The organism is Bradyrhizobium sp. AUGA SZCCT0169, from assembly GCF_018130085.1.
GTDB lineage: Bacteria > Pseudomonadota > Alphaproteobacteria > Rhizobiales > Xanthobacteraceae > Bradyrhizobium.
Genome location: NZ_JAFCMC010000010.1, coordinates 152,713 through 169,998 on the forward strand (window position 1 = coordinate 152,713; position 17,286 = coordinate 169,998).

Annotated in this window: 17 protein-coding genes; 5 read left to right on the forward strand and 12 right to left on the reverse strand. The window is 63.1% G+C overall.

The genetic code is table 11. The annotated features are described in order from the left end of the window. Positions 1-212 precede the first annotated feature (212 nt). The 4 genes from JQ609_RS14655 to JQ609_RS14670 all read right to left on the reverse strand — a co-directional run bounded on the left by JQ609_RS14655 (position 213) and on the right by JQ609_RS14670 (position 4,588). The gene (locus JQ609_RS14655) at positions 213-1,028 is read right to left on the reverse strand and encodes an outer membrane protein (protein WP_212207232.1); all 816 of its coding nucleotides are present in this window, start codon (positions 1,026-1,028) and stop codon (positions 213-215) included. 279 nt (positions 1,029-1,307) lie between these two features. After that, positions 1,308-2,567, reverse strand: a complete 1,260-nt coding sequence (locus JQ609_RS14660; RefSeq protein ID WP_212273913.1) for an MFS transporter — start codon at positions 2,565-2,567, stop codon at positions 1,308-1,310. Positions 2,568-2,851: 284 nt separating this feature from the next. After that, positions 2,852-4,198 (reverse strand): phosphoglucosamine mutase, encoded by a 1,347-nt coding sequence (glmM, locus tag JQ609_RS14665; RefSeq protein WP_212269256.1) that lies wholly within the window; start codon positions 4,196-4,198, stop codon positions 2,852-2,854. Positions 4,199-4,408: 210 nt separating this feature from the next. After that, a complete protein-coding gene (locus JQ609_RS14670; protein WP_212207230.1) occupies positions 4,409-4,588 on the reverse strand; it encodes a hypothetical protein in 180 nt (59 codons plus the stop codon). Between the two features lie 103 nt (positions 4,589-4,691). On the opposite strand from JQ609_RS14670, the gene JQ609_RS14675 reads away from it, so the two are divergent. After that, positions 4,692-5,828 (forward strand): alpha-hydroxy acid oxidase, encoded by a 1,137-nt coding sequence (locus JQ609_RS14675; RefSeq protein ID WP_212207229.1) that lies wholly within the window; start codon positions 4,692-4,694, stop codon positions 5,826-5,828. 209 nt (positions 5,829-6,037) lie between these two features. Here JQ609_RS14675 and JQ609_RS14680 read toward each other — a convergent pair whose 3' ends face one another. From JQ609_RS14680 to JQ609_RS14710, 7 genes are all read right to left on the reverse strand, one after another. Beyond that, positions 6,038-6,616: a hypothetical protein gene (locus JQ609_RS14680; protein ID WP_212207415.1), complete on the reverse strand. Its 579-nt coding sequence runs from the start codon at positions 6,614-6,616 to the stop codon at positions 6,038-6,040. A gap of 98 nt (positions 6,617-6,714) precedes the next feature. Then, positions 6,715-7,557 carry a shikimate dehydrogenase gene (locus tag JQ609_RS14685; RefSeq protein ID WP_212273914.1) on the reverse strand — a complete coding sequence of 281 codons (843 nt, stop codon included), beginning with the start codon at positions 7,555-7,557 and terminating at the stop codon, positions 6,715-6,717. Between the two features lie 255 nt (positions 7,558-7,812). Beyond that, entirely contained in the window at positions 7,813-9,861 is a 2,049-nt protein-coding gene (locus tag JQ609_RS14690) for an elongation factor G (protein WP_212273915.1), read from the reverse strand. A gap of 281 nt (positions 9,862-10,142) precedes the next feature. Then, on the reverse strand, positions 10,143-10,607 hold the full coding sequence (locus tag JQ609_RS14695) for a helix-turn-helix domain-containing protein (protein ID WP_212273916.1): 465 nt from the start codon (positions 10,605-10,607) through the stop codon (positions 10,143-10,145). A 131-nt stretch (positions 10,608-10,738) separates the two neighbouring features. Next, complete coding sequence (locus JQ609_RS14700; protein WP_212207225.1) at positions 10,739-11,221, reverse strand: DUF992 domain-containing protein; 483 nt, start codon at positions 11,219-11,221, stop codon at positions 10,739-10,741. A gap of 153 nt (positions 11,222-11,374) precedes the next feature. Then, a complete protein-coding gene (locus JQ609_RS14705) occupies positions 11,375-11,905 on the reverse strand; it encodes a DUF992 domain-containing protein (RefSeq protein WP_212273917.1) in 531 nt (176 codons plus the stop codon). A 236-nt stretch (positions 11,906-12,141) separates the two neighbouring features. Beyond that, the gene (locus JQ609_RS14710; RefSeq protein WP_212207223.1) at positions 12,142-13,344 is read right to left on the reverse strand and encodes a pyridoxal phosphate-dependent aminotransferase; all 1,203 of its coding nucleotides are present in this window, start codon (positions 13,342-13,344) and stop codon (positions 12,142-12,144) included. Between the two features lie 614 nt (positions 13,345-13,958). Between JQ609_RS14710 and JQ609_RS14715 the strand changes: the two genes are divergently transcribed. The 4 genes from JQ609_RS14715 to JQ609_RS14730 all read left to right on the forward strand — a co-directional run bounded on the left by JQ609_RS14715 (position 13,959) and on the right by JQ609_RS14730 (position 16,698). Next, on the forward strand, positions 13,959-14,612 hold the full coding sequence (locus tag JQ609_RS14715; protein WP_212273918.1) for a glutathione S-transferase family protein: 654 nt from the start codon (positions 13,959-13,961) through the stop codon (positions 14,610-14,612). Positions 14,613-14,796: 184 nt separating this feature from the next. Then, complete coding sequence (locus JQ609_RS14720; protein ID WP_212207220.1) at positions 14,797-14,973, forward strand: hypothetical protein; 177 nt, start codon at positions 14,797-14,799, stop codon at positions 14,971-14,973. Positions 14,974-15,042: 69 nt separating this feature from the next. Next, the gene (locus JQ609_RS14725) at positions 15,043-16,203 is read left to right on the forward strand and encodes a PQQ-dependent sugar dehydrogenase (protein WP_212273919.1); all 1,161 of its coding nucleotides are present in this window, start codon (positions 15,043-15,045) and stop codon (positions 16,201-16,203) included. A gap of 69 nt (positions 16,204-16,272) precedes the next feature. Then, positions 16,273-16,698, forward strand: a complete 426-nt coding sequence (locus JQ609_RS14730) for a hypothetical protein (RefSeq protein WP_212273920.1) — start codon at positions 16,273-16,275, stop codon at positions 16,696-16,698. A gap of 142 nt (positions 16,699-16,840) precedes the next feature. Here JQ609_RS14730 and JQ609_RS14735 read toward each other — a convergent pair whose 3' ends face one another. Beyond that, on the reverse strand, positions 16,841-17,191 hold the full coding sequence (locus JQ609_RS14735; protein WP_212207217.1) for a DMT family protein: 351 nt from the start codon (positions 17,189-17,191) through the stop codon (positions 16,841-16,843). Positions 17,192-17,286: the final 95 nt, after the last annotated feature.

Genomic DNA, 17,286 nt, shown 5'->3' on the forward strand with positions numbered 1-17,286 from the left:
CGCAACGCTCCATCGCACACTCTAACTTGCGTTGATCATCGCTCGTTAACCCTAACCAATCGTTATCGCGGGCTGCGATGGAGCATGATCTTGTCGGAAAAAGCCAACTGCATCGCATGCTTGCGGCACGCGCACGGAGCGACCGCGGCAAAAGCAAAACGGCGCGGGAAGATCCCGCGCCGTTTTCAATTCTTAACGGATGGAAGTCGCAGTTAACCTTTGCGCATCAGCGGCGCCGGCGCATAGACCTGCGGGCTTTCCAGGTTCCAGCGCACGCCGAGCTTGAGGTCATGCGAGGTGATGTTCTTGAAGGTGGTCGGGTTGTTGATGGCGTTGACGCCGTCGAAGCGGCGGAGATCGCCGGTCAGACCGTCGCCCATGTCAAGATAGCGATAGGCCAGTTCGACCGTGAAGTTCGGCGTGACCTTGTAGGCGAGACCGGCGTGCGCCGCCCAGGCAAAATTCCACTTCGCAACATTGTCACCGAAGGCTACGCCTGCGTTGGGCGTATTGGTGTCGGTGAAGTTGGCGATGGAGACCCGCGCACCGCCGACACCGGCACCGATGAACGGTGTCACGCACCACCAGGTACCGAGATCGACATAGGCGTTGGCGAGAACGACCCATTCCGACTTGGTCGCGTTATACGTGTCGACACCGTACGCAGGGCCCAGGTAGGTGAGGTGATCGGTTCCGAAGAACTGCGAATTGCCGCGATACTCACCAGTGACGTCGGCGCGGAACCAGTTGTTGACCTTGTAACCGACGCCGAGCCCGAAGATGCCGGCGGTGCCGAAGCTGTTGTTCTGGCGCGATGCGATGGCATCCGAATCCAGGACGTTGTTGAGACGCTCGACCCGCTGATTGCTGAACCCGATATCGCCGCGCAGATACCAGCCACCGAAGTCTTCGACCACCGGGGGCGGCGCATACTGGGGCGGGGGCGCGATGGCCATGTCCGCGGCGAAGGCCACCGACGACAACAGGGATGCCGCTCCGGCGGCAAGAAGAGACTTAACGCTACGCATTGGCTTCGTCCTTTTGTCCGGTGAGGCGACTGCGGAGGCCTCACATCAAAAACTCACGGGCGGACGATGCCAGCAAATGCTTAAGCGGCGCTTAACCCTAATTTTTAAGGTTGATAATCTCCGAACAATTTTTGCGCGGGCGTTTATGCAGCATGCAACCTGATGCATTTTCGGCACAGAAAATGGCGAAACCGCCATACATCCTAACGATGCGTTGCTGAAAACGACACGGATGCTGACCTACCCGCTTGCTTGCCCGTGTCGTTTGCAAACACTTCGTTAACGCGCGAGCTTCGGCATCTTCGGCAGGAACACGGCGAGCAACCCGAGCGCCGGCAGGAAGGCGCAGAGATGGTAGACAAAGGCGATGCCGGTGTGATCGGCAAGCTTGCCGAGCACTGCAGCCCCGAGCCCGCCGATGCCGAAGGCGACGCCGAAGAACACGCCGGAAATCATTCCGAAGCGATGCGGCATCAACTCCTGCGCGAACACGATGATCGACGACGTCGCCGAGGACAGGATCAACCCGATGATGACAGTCAGCACCGCACTGCCAAACAGGCCGGCATAGGGCAGCGCCAATGTGAACGGCAGCGCGCCGAGGATCGAGAACCAGAGGACGTATTTGCGGCCATAGCGGTCGCCGAGCGGCCCGCCGAAGAACGCGCCTGCGGCATTGGCGGCGAGAAAGATGAAGAGATAGAGCTGGGCTGCCTGGGTCGAGACGCCAAACTTGTCGATCAGATAGAAGATGTAATAGCTCGACAGGCTCGACACGTAGAGCTGTTTTGAAAACAGCAGCGCCACCAGAACCACGAGTGCGATCTTGACGCGGCGCGCGTCCGGCGCATCCGGATGCCGCTCGACTACGGCGGGCTTCTTCGTCGTGATCTGCGGCCGGTACCAGACACCAATCCGCCACAGGATCACGATCGCCAGAAACGCGATCGAGGAAAACCAGGCGATGCTGGGCTGGCCGAACGGCACCACGATCAACGCCGCCAGCACCGGCCCCATCGAGGTGCCGAAACTGCCGCCGAGTTGAAACACCGATTGCGCAAAGCCATAGCGCCCGCCCGAGGCAAGCCGCGCGATCCGCGCCGATTCCGGATGGAACACCGCCGATCCCAGCCCGACCAGCGACGCTGCTATGAGGATGACCGCGTATTGATGCGCGACGCTGAGCAGCAGCAGGCCGAAGAACGTGAACCCCATGCCGACCGCGAGCGAGAACGGCTGCGCCTTCTTGTCGGTGTAGTGCCCGACCAGCGGCTGCAGCAGCGACGCGGTGAACTGGAACGCCAGCGTGATCAGACCGATCTGCGCATAGTCCAGCGCGTAATTGTCCTTCAGGATCGGATAGACCGACGCGATCAGGGACTGCATGGTGTCGTTGAGAAAGTGCGAGAAGCTGATCCCGGCCAGCACGACATAGGCTGGCCCTGCGGCGACCGCCTTGGCGGCGAGCGCCGGCGACACGTCGGGCACCACCACGGGCGCGGTGAGCGCTTCCTCGGAGACGGTGACGGGCTTGTTCAAGGGCGCGATTCCCGAAATATCAGCTGGTGAATAAGGCCCGTTCCTACGCCGCGCGCGGTGCTGCGACCAGCATCAATAGCTAATGGCTGCGATGCGTTGGGGTGCGCTGGCAGGCACTTCTTCCCTTCTCCCCTTGTGGGAGAAGGTGGCGCGAAGCGCCGGATGAGGGGTCTGTTTCCACAGGAGCAGTTTGCGCTTGAGGAGACAGACCCCTCATCCGGCACGCTTCGCGTGCCACCTTCTCCCATAAGGGGAGAAGGAAGAGTCGCCTCGTGCGATAGATTTCAAGCCGCGGCGGCGTGGCCGAGGGCGGTGACGATGTGATCGACCACTTCCTCGACCAGGATGCGATCGTCGCCCTCGCCCATCACGCGGATCACGGGCTCGGTGCCCGACGAGCGGACCAGCAGGCGGCCGCAGCCGTTGAGGCGTTTTTCGCCGTCGACGATCGCGGATTTGACCTCGGCATCGTCAAGCGGCTTGCCGCTGCGATAGCGTACGTTCTTCAGGATCTGCGGCAGCGGATCGAACTTGTGGCAGACTTCCGACACCGGGCGGCGCAGCTTTTGCACCACGGCCAGCACCTGCAGCGCCGCGACGAAACCATCGCCGGTGGTCGCATAGTCGGACAGGATGATGTGGCCCGACGGCTCGCCGCCGAGATTGTAGCCCTGCTTGAGCATCTGCTCGAGCACATAGCGGTCGCCAACCGGCGTGCGCACCATCTCCAGCCCAATGCCTTCGAGGAAACGCTCCAGCCCGAGATTGGACATCACGGTGGCGACGATGCCCGGCTTAGCGAGACGGCCGTCTTCCTTCCAGCTTTGCGCGATCACCGCGAGCAGCTGGTCGCCGTCGACCACATGGCCGCGCTCGTCGACCAGGATCACGCGATCGGCGTCGCCGTCGAGCGCGATGCCGATGTCGGCGCGCATTTCCCGCACTTTCCGACTCAATGCCTCCGGCGAGGTCGAGCCGCATTCCTTGTTGATGTTGAAGCCGTCAGGCTCGACGCCCATGGCAACGACGTCAGCGCCGAGTTCCCACAGCGCTTCCGGCACCACCTTGTAGGCCGCGCCGTTGGCGCAATCGATCACGACGCGCAGGCCGTCGAGCGAGAGTTCGCGCGGCAGCGTGCGCTTGGCGAATTCGATGTAGCGGTCATGGACGCCGTCGATGCGGCGAGCGCGCCCGAGGCTGGCGCTCTGCGCCAGACGCCGGTCGATCGGCTCGTCGAGCAATTGCTCGATCTGCTTCTCGACGTCGTCGGACAATTTGAAACCCTGCGGGCCGAACAGCTTGATGCCGTTGTCCTCGAACAGATTATGCGAGGCAGATATCATCACGCCGAGATCGGCGCGCATCGACTTGGTCAGCATCGCGACCGCCGGCGTCGGCATCGGGCCGAGCAGCAGCACGTCCATGCCGACAGAAGTAAAGCCCGCGACCATGGCGTACTCGATCATGTAGCCGGACAGCCGCGTGTCCTTGCCGATGACGACGCGATGGCGGTGATCGCCGCGCTGAAACACCAAACCGGCCGCCTGCCCCACCTTGAGCGCGAGCTCCGGCGTGATCAGACCATTGGCACGGCCCCGAATTCCGTCGGTACCGAAATATTTGCGGCTCATATAACCCCCAGCCATTCCGCGCCTCTCTTAAAGCCATCCGGCAAGAAGCAGCGAACGCGCACCATAGCGTGCACCGGCCTTATAGTCTCCAAAGCGCTAAAATGGCTTCAAAAAATATGATGAATCATTACCGGCGCCGGAAGTCGCGATCGGCGCGCAACCCATTGAAAAACATGATATTTTTCAATCCATACGCTGCCTGGGTACCCCTTAATCGCGTCGCTTGATGCGATGGTCGCCCTTCGACTGCGGCGGTTGGGTCACATTCACGGCGTCCGAACCCGGAAAGGTCTCCTCCAGCCCCTCCTCCAGGGCCTCGTCCAGCCGGCGCTTCTCGGCGCTCTCGCGGGGCGTGCGAACAGGCTTGGGATGACGATCGGATCCGGTCATGGAATGTCCTCACCGCAGGGTTCCGCAGGCCTGATTTGGCTGACGTATCAACCATGCTAGATGACGACACAGAAAAGAAATTCAAGAAGGGGCCGGAACGTTCATGAAGCACATTACCTGCATCGAAGATCTGCGCCAGCTGCACAAGCGCCGGGTGCCGAAGGCGTTTTTCGACTATGCGGATCGCGGCTCCTATTCCGAGGACACGCTGCGCGCCAACCGCGCCGATCTCGAAGCGATCAAGTTCCGCCAGCGTATCCTGGTCGATGTGTCGAGGCGCGATACGTCGACGACGATCCTGGGCGAGCCGGCCGCGCTGCCGCTAAGCCTCGCCCCGGTCGGATTGCTCGGCATGCAGCACGGCGACGGCGAAATCGCCGCCTGCCGCGCCGCACAGGCCGCCGGCATTCCGTTCACGCTGAGCACGATGTCGATCTGTTCGATCGAGGACGTCGCCGCCAATGTCGACAAGCCGTTCTGGTTCCAGCTTTACGTGATGAAGGACCGCGGCTTCATCAAATCCCTGATCGAGCGCGCGATCGCGGCGAAATGCAGCGCGCTGGTGCTGACCGTCGACCTGCAGGTGATGGGACAGCGCCACCAGGACATCAAGAACGGCATGACGATTCCGCCGGAATGGTCGTTGTCGAAACTGATCGACTTCGCGACCAAGCCGGCCTGGGTCGCCGGCGTGATGCGCGGCAAGCGCCGCACCTTCGGCAACATCGCCGGCCACGTCAAAGGCACCGACGATATCACCCAGCTCTCGCAATGGACCAACGCGCAGTTCGACACCACGCTGAGCTGGAAGGATGTCGATTGGATCCGTTCGATCTGGCCGGGCAAGCTGATCCTCAAGGGCATTCTCGACGTCGAGGACGCCGAGGAGGCCGTCAAGACCGGTGCGCATGCGATGGTGGTCTCCAACCATGGCGGCCGCCAACTCGACGGCGCGCCATCGTCGATCGAGGTGCTGCCGGAGATCGTCGATGAGGTCGGCGACAAGATGGAGATCATGTTCGACGGCGGCATCAGGTCGGGCCAGGACGTGATGCGCGCGCTCGCGCTCGGGGCCAAATCCTGCATGATCGGCCGCGCCTTCGTCCACGGCCTCGGCGCCGGCGGACAACAGGGTGTCGCCAAGGCGCTCGATCTGATCCGCAACGAAATGCTGGTGACGATGGGCCTGTGCGGCGTCAACACCATCGCCGAAATCGACGATCACGTGCTGGCGATTTAGCCCCGCTGTCGTCGCGGACAAGCGAAGCGCGATCCGGGACCCATAACCACAGGCGGACCTGTAAGGCACAGCTGGAGCTACTGCTCGGTGTAACAACAGACAACGGTGGTTATGGGTCCCGGCGTTCGCCGGGACGACTCGTTGAGAGTTCGCCCACCCCTCACATCGACTTCGCTCGTCTCGATCCCACAAGGGGAGAGGGAAGAAAGTCACATCGGCGGGGTCAGCCCGTCGCGGCCGACGCTGACGCGGTTGGTTTCGAACGAGCCGTCCGGCAGCTTCTTCATGAACGCGATCACCTTGGCGCCAGCCTTGAGATCGGACTTGTCGGCGGGGACATAGGTCACCACCGGCGTCTCCGGCGAGACCACAACCTTCTTCTCGCCGCCCTTGTACTTGATCAACAGCGTGTGACCGTCATTGCCGGCTACGGACTGATCCACCGTCGCATTGGTCATGGTGCTGTTGGGGCGCAGATCATACGGCCGCGAGCCCTCGCCGGTGCCGCGCATCGCCTCGGGAAACACGTGCACCTCGACCGCATTCTGGCTGCCGTCCGGTCCCGGCACCGTGGTGGCACCGATGAAGGAGCCGACCTTGACGTCGGACAGCGAGATCTTGGTAATCCCGACCACCCTGATATCGCCGGTCATGTGCAGCTTGACATCTTCGCCGCTGCGCGACTTGACCGCAAGTATGTCGCCCTCAACACCTTCGATGGTGCCGCGAACCCGCGTCGGCGTGGGCGGCTGCTGGGCGATGGCATAGATGGTGGACGCGGCCACCATCGCGGCGGCGAACAGCGGGCGGATGAGCAGATAACGATGCTGGGGCATGGGAGATCTCCGGTGGAGCTCCACATAGCCATTGCCCCCAATATTCCAACTCAAACTTTGTTGAGATCGGCCTCGACGATCGCACGAAGTTCTGATGTCACCTCGGGGCGCTTTCCGAACCACAATTCGAATCCGCGCACCGCCTGGTGCAGCAGCATCCCGAGCCCGTCGGCGGTCTGCAGGCCGCGCCCGCGCGCGGCGACAAGCAATGGCGTATCCAGCGGCACGTAAACGAGATCGGTAACCACGGCGTTCGACGGCAGCCGGGCGATATCGAGTTCGAGCGCCGGCTGGCCGTGCATGCCGAGCGACGTCGTGTTCACCAGCAGCCCGGCGCGCGGCAGCAACTCACTCAATGCATCCCACGCCACCGGCAACACGCTCGCGCCGAATTGATCCGCCAGCGCCTGCGAGCGCTCCCCGGTCCGATTCGCCAGATGCACGCGCTTGACGCCGCGTTCGATCAGCCCGAACAGCACGGCGCGCGCCGCACCACCGGCGCCCAGCACCAGCGCCTCCTCGGCACGCTCCCATCCGGGCGCGCAGGCGTCGAGATTATTGATAAATCCCTCGACATCGGTGTTGGTCGAACACAGCTCGCCGTTCGCGAACCACAAGGTGTTGGCGGCGCCGACCGCGCGGGCGCGGTCATCCGGCTTCGACAGCGCCAGCGCGCGCTCCTTGTGCGGAATGGTGACGTTGGCGCCGACAAAGCCGCGCAGCGAAAGCCGAAAGACAAAGTCCTGAAACTCGTCGGGCGGCACGGCCTCGATGACGTAGCCGCCTTCGATGCCCAGCGTCCGCAGCCAGTAATGATGGATCAACGGCGAGCGCGAATGCGCGGCCGGCCATCCGATCAGGCACGCGGCGGGGGGTCTGATTGCACGGGTCATCGCAGTCAATTCGGCCATGCCGGCGACGGTGTCAATGCCGGGGTGCGGCGGCGGCGATGTCGCTTGCGGCCAGCGCAGCAACTGGTGCGCCTAACCTCTCCCCGCTCCTATGCGGAGAGAGGTCGGATTGCGAAGCAATCCGGGTGAGGGGCATGGCACCATACCCGTCGCGAATTCTGAGCCAGCGGATAGAAGAGCCCCTCACCCCGACCCTCTCCCCGCAAGTGCGGGGCGAGGAAGCAGAGCATCAAACCATCACGCCGCGACCCGGTTCGCGGCGATGATCTGGTCGGCGGCGCGGCCGGTCACTTCGGCCATGCGGTCGAACTGCCGCGTAAAGCCGCCTGCGCCGGCGGTGGCTGATCGCAGCTCCACGATCAGGTCGCCGATCTCGGCCTCCGGCATGGTGGCGCGGACGCAATCCCAGCCGGCCCAGCCCTCGCGGGTGTCGAAGCCGAGGATCTGGCCGCGCCGCGCCGACAGGATGGCGTTGATTTTCGCCGTCGCCTCGGTCGGGCAAACGATCTCCACCATGTGGATCGGCTCCAGCAGCACCGGCTGGCACTGCGGCAGCGCCTCGCCCATGCCGATCCGCGCCGCAGTGCGGAAGGCAAGATCGGAGGAATCGACGCTGTGATAGGAGCCGTCGGTCAGGGTGACGTGGAGGTCGATCACGGGAAAGCCGAGCGGCCCGCGCGCGAGGCTGTCGACCACGCCTTCTTCCACCGCGCCGATATAGTTGCGCGGCACCGCACCGCCGACGACCTTTTCGTGGAATTCAAAACCCGAGCCGCGCGGCATCGGCTTGATTTCCAGCACGACGTCGCCGAACTGGCCATGGCCGCCGGACTGCTTCTTGTGGCGCCCGCGTTGCGTGATCGATTTGCGGATCGTCTCCTGATAGCCGATCGCCGGCGCCTGAGATTTGACGTTGACGCCGAAGCGATCCTTGAGCCGCTCAAGCGCGACGCGCAGATGCATCTCACCCTGCCCCCACAGCACGATGTCGTGGGTCTGCGTGTTGTGGATCATCGTCAGCGACGGATCCTCCTCGTTCAGCCGCAGCAGCGCCTGGCCGAGCTTGACGTCGTCCTTGCGATCGTTCGCCGCCAGCGACATCGCCAGCACCGGCGGCGTCGGCTCGACCCGCACGAGCGAGGCCGGCGCGGTCTTGCCGCTGGAGAGCGTGTCGCCGGTCTTGATGGCGTCGAGCTTGCCCAGCGCCACGGTTTCGCCGGCTTCCGCCGCCGGCCGTTTGCTGTCGTGCCCGCCACTGACCGCGAGGATGCCGGAGACCCTGCCCGCCTCGCCGGACGAGGATTGCAGCGTCGCACCGTCATCGAGGTGCCCGGCGAGCAGCCGCACCAGCGACAGCTTGCCGCCATGCGGCTGATGCAGGGTCTTGAACACATAGCCCAGCGCATCCTTGGGCGAAGACGCGCTGAGGCGCTTGGCGGTCTCGGCCACGCCGGGCGCTTCATGCCGCAACGCCTTCATCAGCCGCAGCACGCCGTTTTCGCGTGTCGCGGCACCCAGCAATACCGGGCAGATCAGGCCTTCGCGCAGTTCGCGCGCGAGATCGTCGAACACCGCGTCACGCGGCGGCTGGATGTCTTCCAGCAGTTGCTCCATCAGCACGTCGTCGTGATCGGCAAGCTTTTCCAGCATCGAGAAGCGCGCTTCCTTCTCGCGGTCGAGATTGCCGCCGTCCAGCGCGATCACTTCCGAGGGCTTGTGTTCGCGGTAGACAAAGGCGCGCTCCAGCGCGAGATCGACAAAACCCTCGATCAATTCGCCGTTCCAGATCGGAATCTGGCGCAAGACCAATGGCACGCGCGAGGCCGGCTGCAGCGTCGCCAGCGTTTCGCGGATGCGCTTGTTGGCCTTGTCGATCTTGTTCAGAAACAAAAAGCGCGGAATGCCCATTTCCTCGAGCTCGCGCAGGATGATCTGCAGTTGCGGCAGCTTCTTCTCATCGGCTTCGCAGACCACGATCGCGGCATCGACCGCCGGCAGCGCGGCGCGCATGTCTTGCGCGAACTCGATCGAGCCGGGACAATCGATAAAGGTATAGCTGTCGCCCATGAAACTGGTAGTGGCTGCACTTAAGGCCACGCCCATCTTGTGGTGCCGCGCCTCGGGGCTGGAATCGCCGACCGAAGTTCCGGCATCGACGCTGCCGGCGCGGTGGATGGCGCCTGTACGCGCCAATATGGCTTCAAGAAGTGTAGTTTTACCGCTCTGGAAAGGGCCCACCAGCGCAATGCACCGTGGACCTCGGGGACTTCTGACGTCTTGTCCCATTGCCGCCTCCTTGTTTGGAGCTCGGCCCATGATTGGGTCGGCGGATCAGATGCTCCGCCCGCGCGTGCGATTTGGCAAGTCAGAAAAAGTTGCTGCGGTGCATCGTGACCGGCGCGGCGGCGGCCGGCTCAACCGCCCCCGCGGCAGCGGGCGAGCGAGAAAAGTTAACGCTCCTGGCGCGAGTTCCAGGCTTTCCAACCCAACGATGCCGTGCCGGCTTGGGTAGCGTAAGCTCAACGGCGGGGGCGCGATCGAAATTCGCGGAACGGTGGCTCGTCACCTTATTTTGTTCGTCGCGACGCTTCGCGCAGTTCGGTCGGCGTTGTGCCGAAACGGCGGCGAAAGCGGCGATTGAAGTAAGGCACCTCGTTGAACCCGCAGGTCCATGCAATTTCACTCACCTTCAATATATCGTGGGCTGCATCCATCAGCATCACCCTGGCCTCGTGCAGCCGCATCTCAAGCACGCGCTCGGCGAAACCAGATCCGCTTTCGGCCAGCAGATCGTTCACGTAACGACGCGACAGGCCCAAACGCTGCGCAACGCTCTGCGACGAGAATTCCGGATCGTGAAAGCCCGATTTGATGGTCGCAAGAACGTCGTGCAATCGTGCCGCGCGCAGGCCGCGCGTCGCGGCGATCGCGGGCGGATCACCGCGCGTGCCCAGCGCGAGCGCGACGAGATCGACAAGCATGGTCTCGATGCGCCGGTCGAGTGCCGGATCGCTGTCCTGCTTCAGCCCCATGACAAACTCGGCATACCGGCCGAGCTCGGCGTCAATTACAGGTTCGGCAATTGCGGCGTCGCCGCCAAATGCTGACTGAGGAAGAAGGGCCCGCTTCACGCGGGCCCACTTTTGATTTCGATTGACAGAATTTATCTACCCGGCCGAAGTTCCAGGCTTTCCAATCCGGCAGCGATGCTGACGCCGACCTGGCCCTGCAGGCTGAGCGGCTGCAGCGCGATCGAGTTCGCCGAGCCGCCAACCAGCACGTTGCCGCCGACGCCGATGCCGAGCGTGGCGCTGCCCTGCGCGCCGACATAATTGCCGGAGAGGCCGCCCGGCCCAAGTTGCGCCGACGGCGCGAACACGCCCCACGCCAGCGCGGATTCCTGGGTGATGCCGAGATCGAGGCCGACTTTACGGATGGTGGCGACGTAACGGTCTTCCGGCATGCCGTCGGCACGCAGCACGCAGCCGAGATTGGTCACGGATCCGACGATGAAGCCGATGCTGGCGCCGCCGCGGCATTCGAGAATGCCGACCTGCACCCGCGCCACCTGCTGCGCATTGGCGCCGGCGATCGAGCTGGCCCACACGGCGATGACGGCAGCGGCAAGGAGAAGGGAGCGACGCATGAAGAAATCTCCAGCTGAAACGATGTAATGCGGGCAGAGGATCGAGAAAAGCACGGACCAAGGGCGCGCGAGCCATTCTATGGCATAACAGCAATTGACGTGCCCTAAATAAAAAAGGCCCGCTCTCGCGGGCCTCTTTCACAAGAACTATCTTCAACCGCGGCGATGATGCCGGCGGTGGTGACGGCGCGGAGGGCCATAGCCGCGGAACGGCTCCAGCTGGATGTCGGCAATCCCGGCGGCGACGTTCAGCCCGGTCTGGCCCTGCACGCTGAGCGGCTGCAGCGCGTAGGAATTGGCCGGACCGCCGACCAGGAAGTTGCCACCCCCGCCGATACCGACCGACGCGTTGGCGCCGACGCCGCCGTAACTGCCGGCGAGATCGCCGCGGCTGACGCGGCTGTTCGGCGCGTTCACCGCCCAGGCCAATTGGGTCTGTGCGGTGATGCCGAGATCGAGGCCGTAGCGGCGCACGGTGGCAATGTAAGGCTCCGGCCGACGGCCTTCACTCTTGAACACGCATTCGAGGCTGGTCACGGAGCCGACGACATAGCCGACATTCTGGCCTCCCTGGCATTGCAGGACGCCGGCGCGAACCGCCGGTGCTGCATCCGCGCTCGCGATCGGCGCAACGAGCGCCGCGATCGCGATGCCGAAGGTCGTAAAACGTTTTCCGAAGAGCATGAGTCGTCCCCACTTGATGAACTGAATGTGCGGGGGGACAGGAAGGAAGCGCCGTGTCCAAAACATGGCGCTTTGCAAAAAGAAGACTTCAAAACATCATGCGGTTCACGCGTGATGTGATTTGACACGCCTTTTTTCTGACGCGTTTTCTTTGCGCGTTTCTTTACAGAAATTTTTGGAAACAAACCGGAACCTGTCCCGCATCATGTGCGGAACAGGCTTCGCTTCAAAACGCGTTATCTCAGATTGCCGCAAAAGCGCTGGATGCGTTTGCAGGCGTCTTCGAGATCGGAAGTCTTGGTGGCGTAGGAAATCCGGAACGCCGGGCCAAGCCCGAACGCGGAACCCTGCACCACGGCGACGCCTTCGCTCTCCAGCAGTTCCGTGACGAAGTCCTCGTCATTTGCGATCACCTTGCCCGACGGCGCGGTCTTGCCGATGGTGCCGGCGCAGGACGGATAGACGTAGAACGCGCCCTCGGGCCGCGGGCATTCGATGCCCTTGGCCTGGTTCAGCATCGACACCGCAAGGTCACGGCGTTCCTTGAACACCTTGTTGTTCGCGGGGATGAAGTCCTGCGGACCGTTGAGCGCCTCGACTGACGCCCACTGCGAGATCGACGACGGGTTCGAGGTCGACTGCGACTGGATCGTCGCCATCGCCTTGATCAGTTCGGCCGGGCCGCCGGCATAGCCGATGCGCCAGCCGGTCATGCAATAGGCCTTCGACACGCCGTTCACCGTCAGCGTGCGGTCGTACAGTTTCGGCTCGATCTGCGCCGGCGTGGTGAACACGAAGTCGTCATAGACCAAATGCTCGTACATGTCGTCGGTCATCACCCAGACGCTTGGGTGCTTCACCAGCACGTCGGTGATCGCCTGCAACTCGCTGCGCGAGTAGGCCGCGCCGGTCGGGTTCGACGGCGAGCACAGGATGATCCATTTGGTCTTCGGCGTGATCGCCTTTTCCAGCGCGTCGGGCTGCAGCTTGAAGCCCTGCTCCGCCGTGCACACCACGGACACCGGCACGCCGCCGGCCAGCGCCACCATTTCCGGATAGCTCACCCAATAGGGCGCCGGGATGATGACCTCGTCGCCCGGATTGATGGTCGCCATCAGCGCGTTGTAGAGCACCTGCTTGCCGCCGGTGCCGATGATGATCTGGTTCGGCTTGTAGGTCAGGCCGTTCTCGCGCTGGAACTTGGCGATGATCGCCTCCTTCAGCTCGGGAATGCCGTCGACCGCGGTGTACTTGGTCTTGCCGGCCTCGATGGCGTGGATCGCCGCCAGCTTGATGTTGGCGGGCGTGTCGAAATCGGGCTCGCCGGCGCCAAGGCCGATGACGTTGCGGCCGGCCGCTTTCAGCGCGCGTGCTTTATCCGTGACCGCGATCGTCGCGGACGGCTTCACACGGTCGAGCGCAGCGGACAGAAAAGGCATCATCATCTCCTGGAATGGCATGTGTGGGCACACTTGGTGCCCGTTTCGGGAATGATCCGCGATTCTCAATGTTGGGATCGGCGCACCCTAAAGCGCTCAGCGCCGCATCGCAAGAAGCTTGGCCCGAAAGGCTCAAATTTTACGGGGTCGCAGGCGCGATCGGCGCAATATTTGGGAAAATTCTGCGCCGAAATGACTCATATCTGGCCAAGGAAACCCGCGACGGAAACCGGCGCGGCCGCGATGGTGTTGACGGCGATCATCCCCGGCCCGCACGCCGCGCCGGGATCTGGCTCTCCGACGCGATCAGGTGCCGCGATGGATTGCTCCGAGGTCAATTCAGAATAGACGTCGATCCATCTCGCAGAGATTTCAAAATCCGGGCCTGCACGTATCGACGACATCGCGAAAGCTTGAAGCGTTTTGATCACAAATCCCGACCACGTGATCCCTGCGTCGAGGCATGACGTTCTGCGCGCGTGCAGTGCGGTAGAGGTTTTCGACTTTTTCCATAATGCGGGTCTTGCGACGCAACCCTAACGGCATCATTGTTTAACCGCGTTGCGGCGATCCGCGCGCGAAAGACGTGCAACTGATCGATTGAAATTCATACGATGTACAAGCTCTATTCGATGCAGCGCTCCGGCAACAGCTACAAGGTCCGCCTTGCGCTGTCGCTGCTCAAGGCGCCGTATTGCGCGATCGAAGTCGACATCCTGCGCGGTGAAAGCCGGACGCCGGATTTTCTGGCGATGAATCCGAGCGGACAGGTGCCGCTGCTGGAAGTCGCCGAGGGACGCTACCTCGCCGAGTCCAACGCCATCCTCTGGTACGTCGCCGGCGGCACCTCGCTGGCGCCGGAGTCGCGGGTCGAACGCGCCGAGGCGCTGCAGTGGATGTTCTTCGAACAGCATGCGCTCGAGCCCAATCTCGGCGCGGCCTATTTCTGGCTGTCGCTGGTCAAGGGCGGCCGCGACCTGCAGACCCACGCATTGGAGGACTGGATGGAGCGTGGCTACGCCGCGCTTCAGGTGATGGAAAACCATCTCAAGACCCGGGCCTATTTCGCCTCCGACCAGCTCACGGTCGCCGACATCGCGCTGTACGGCTACACCCATGTCGCCGACCGCTGCGACTATGACCTCGCGACCTTCCCCGCGATCCGCGCCTGGCTGCGGCGGGTCGAACAGACCCCCGGTTTCGTGACCATGGACTGGCGGCCGGATGCCGAGGTCGATGATCCCGCCAGCATCGCCGCCGGAGCTTAAGGCACGGGTCGCGATTCACGTTCGCTTGAAGAGGCGTCCAAAGGTTAAGGACAACGGGAATAACGTTAACCTTTGCCGTGATTTCGCCATTTTTGGCACTCGCGTGCCCCAATATTGCCGGCCACGATTGTGAAATTCCCGGATGCCGCGGGTGATTCGCCCGCGTCCTGAAGGATTTAGACCCATGACACGGTCGCCCGGCACGGCCGGCTTCGAAACCCGCCCAGCGCCAGTCGCTTCCGCCCGACTGACCAACGCCATTGCCGCCTCTCTGGCGATCGGTACGCTGTCGCTGTGCCTTGTCGTCGCGCTGACAGTGCTCTCGATCAAGGTGACCATGGCCATGCCGATTCCGGCGTGACTCCGGCATTTCCTGATTGGACCTTTTCCGAGCGCAACGCGCGATGATTGGCATCGCGGGCGGACGAAGATGAAGACACCTGTCGGACTTGTAACCGTGGCGCTGACGGCAGCGATCCTGCTGACCGCGACCTTGGTGATCGCCACCGGCACCCGCGGCGAAGAGACGGAGTTTCCGTCATCCGCCGGCGGACTCGAAGTCCGCACCTTCGCAAGGGGTCTGGCCAATCCGTGGTCGCTGGCGTTCTTGCCCGACGGCAGGATGCTGGTGACCGAACGGCCCGGCCGAATCCGAATCGTGTCCGCGGAAGGCCAGCTGTCGCCGCCGCTCAAGGGCGTGCCCGACGTGTGGGCGTCCAGCCAGGGCGGCCTGCTCGACGTCGCGATCGATAAATCCTATGCGCAAAACAAGACGATCTATTTCTGCTTTGCGGAGCGGACCAGCGGCGGCGGCCGCACCGCGATCGCGCGCGCCAAACTCAATGACAGCGGCGGCCGCCTCGACGAAACCAAAATCATCTTCCGCCAGGAAGGGCCGCTGTCGTCAGGAATTCATTATGGCTGCCGCATCGTGCAGGCCGACGACGGCAATTTGTTCGTGACGCTGGGTGACCATGGTTCACATCGCGAGCAGGCCCAGGAGCTCGGCAATCATCTCGGCAAGGTGATCCGGATCGCACCGGATGGATCGCCCGCCGCCGGCAACCCGTTCATCGGCCGCGCCGGCGCCAAGCCGGAAATCTGGAGTTACGGCCACCGCAACGGACAGGGCCTGGCGATCAACCCGGCGTCGGGCGACGTCTGGGAAGTCGAGCACGGCCCGCGCGGCGGCGACGAGCTCAACATCATCAGGGCGGCCAGGAATTACGGCTGGCCGGTGATCGGCTTCGGCCTCGAATACAGCGGCGGCAAGATCCATGAAAGCACCGCCAAGGACGGCATGGAGCAGCCGGTCAAATACTGGGTGCCGTCGATCTCCCCGTCCGGCATGCTGTTCTATACCGGCAAGCTGTTTCCAAAATGGTCCGGCAGCCTGTTCGTCGGCGCGCTGTCCGGCAGCATGCTGGTGCGGCTGTCGCTGAACGGCAACGGCGTCGCGGGCGAAGAGCGCCTGCTGCAAAATCTGCACGAGCGGATTCGCGACGTCAGGCAAGGCCCGGACGGCGCCCTGTGGCTGCTGACCGACAGCTCCAACGGACGGATCCTGCGGGTGACGCCTTCTGCAAAGTGAATGAAATGAACGCGTGAACGGAAAGCTGCGACCAAGCTTCAGGGCTCCCCGTTTTCGGAAACGCAACGCATGAACCGGCGCCAGTTTGTTTTCGCCCTGTCAGGAGCCCTGACACTGCTCGCCGCCACGCGGCCCGGCCGCGCCGAATGCGGCGGCCTCAGCGTCAGGGAATTCGTCGATACCACCTATTACAAGCAGGCGCGCCTGCACGCCGCCAGAACGCCGCTCGGCAACGACGACTTCTACGCGCTGTTCTCGCCCGGCATGCGCCGGTTGATGCAGGCGCCGCGGCAATATCCGAAGAACCAGACGATCGGCCCGCTGCTCAACGCCTTCTTCGGCTGGGGCGTGCTGCCGGGCGCCGAGATCAAGGTCGGCAAGGTCGAGCACCATTCCGGCGACGAGATGGGGCCGGCCACCATCCGCGTCGAGATCGAGCATCGCGGCCAGCCGCACCGGATCCTGGTTCACGTCATCGGCCCGGACGACGATTGACGCATTGCCAACATCATCTATGATTCCGGCAAGAGCCTGCTCGATCATTACCGAAGCATCACCGGCGGCTAGGATTGCTTTTTTTGTTTTGACGCGTTTTCTTGACGCGAACCGGTGCCCACTTCGCTTTGAAAACGCTTTGCTACCATTTGTGAAAAATCAAAAACGCCCCGCCGGCAATCAAGAGAAAACCCAAAGCGTGATTCCAGGCCAGCGGCTCCTTCAGGTACAGCGTCGAGAAGCCTGCGAACACCACCAGCGTGATCACTTCCTGCATGGTCTTGAGCTGGGCCGCCGAATAGACCGCGCTGCCCCAGCGGTTGGCCGGCACCGCCAGCCAGTATTCGAAGAACGCGATCCCCCAACTCGCCAGGATGATCAGCACCAGCGGGCTTTGCTTGAATTTGAGATGGCCGTACCAGGCAAAGGTCATGAAGACGTTGGAGGCGAACAGCATCAATATCGGCAGGATCTGCGGGGAGACGGTCGGCATGATGTCCTCTTGTGAATTTGGTGCGCTAGCGACCCGGGCAGAACCCGTTCCATCGGTTTTGATTAGCATTTGAATTCAAAATCGCGAAAGCTCTG

Bases quoted from the DNA above. Each gene is read 5' to 3' on its own strand.
- JQ609_RS14655 (WP_212207232.1), bottom strand. From the start codon at position 1,028: ATGCGTAGCGTTAAGTCTCTTCTTGCCGCCGGAGCGGCATCCCTGTTG.
- glmM (WP_212269256.1), bottom strand. From the start codon at position 4,198: ATGAGCCGCAAATATTTCGGTACCGACGGAATTCGGGGCCGTGCCAAT.
- JQ609_RS14670 (WP_212207230.1), bottom strand. From the start codon at position 4,588: ATGACCGGATCCGATCGTCATCCCAAGCCTGTTCGCACGCCCCGCGAG.
- JQ609_RS14675 (WP_212207229.1), top strand. From the start codon at position 4,692: ATGAAGCACATTACCTGCATCGAAGATCTGCGCCAGCTGCACAAGCGC.
- JQ609_RS14680 (WP_212207415.1), bottom strand. From the start codon at position 6,616: ATGGTGGCCGCGTCCACCATCTATGCCATCGCCCAGCAGCCGCCCACG.
- JQ609_RS14685 (WP_212273914.1), bottom strand. From the start codon at position 7,557: ATGACCCGTGCAATCAGACCCCCCGCCGCGTGCCTGATCGGATGGCCG.
- JQ609_RS14690 (WP_212273915.1), bottom strand. From the start codon at position 9,861: ATGGGACAAGACGTCAGAAGTCCCCGAGGTCCACGGTGCATTGCGCTG.
- JQ609_RS14695 (WP_212273916.1), bottom strand. From the start codon at position 10,607: ATGGGGCTGAAGCAGGACAGCGATCCGGCACTCGACCGGCGCATCGAG.
- JQ609_RS14700 (WP_212207225.1), bottom strand. From the start codon at position 11,221: ATGCGTCGCTCCCTTCTCCTTGCCGCTGCCGTCATCGCCGTGTGGGCC.
- JQ609_RS14705 (WP_212273917.1), bottom strand. From the start codon at position 11,905: ATGCTCTTCGGAAAACGTTTTACGACCTTCGGCATCGCGATCGCGGCG.
- JQ609_RS14710 (WP_212207223.1), bottom strand. From the start codon at position 13,344: ATGCCTTTTCTGTCCGCTGCGCTCGACCGTGTGAAGCCGTCCGCGACG.
- JQ609_RS14715 (WP_212273918.1), top strand. From the start codon at position 13,959: ATGTACAAGCTCTATTCGATGCAGCGCTCCGGCAACAGCTACAAGGTC.
- JQ609_RS14720 (WP_212207220.1), top strand. From the start codon at position 14,797: ATGACACGGTCGCCCGGCACGGCCGGCTTCGAAACCCGCCCAGCGCCA.
- JQ609_RS14725 (WP_212273919.1), top strand. From the start codon at position 15,043: ATGAAGACACCTGTCGGACTTGTAACCGTGGCGCTGACGGCAGCGATC.
- JQ609_RS14730 (WP_212273920.1), top strand. From the start codon at position 16,273: ATGAACCGGCGCCAGTTTGTTTTCGCCCTGTCAGGAGCCCTGACACTG.
- JQ609_RS14735 (WP_212207217.1), bottom strand. From the start codon at position 17,191: ATGCCGACCGTCTCCCCGCAGATCCTGCCGATATTGATGCTGTTCGCC.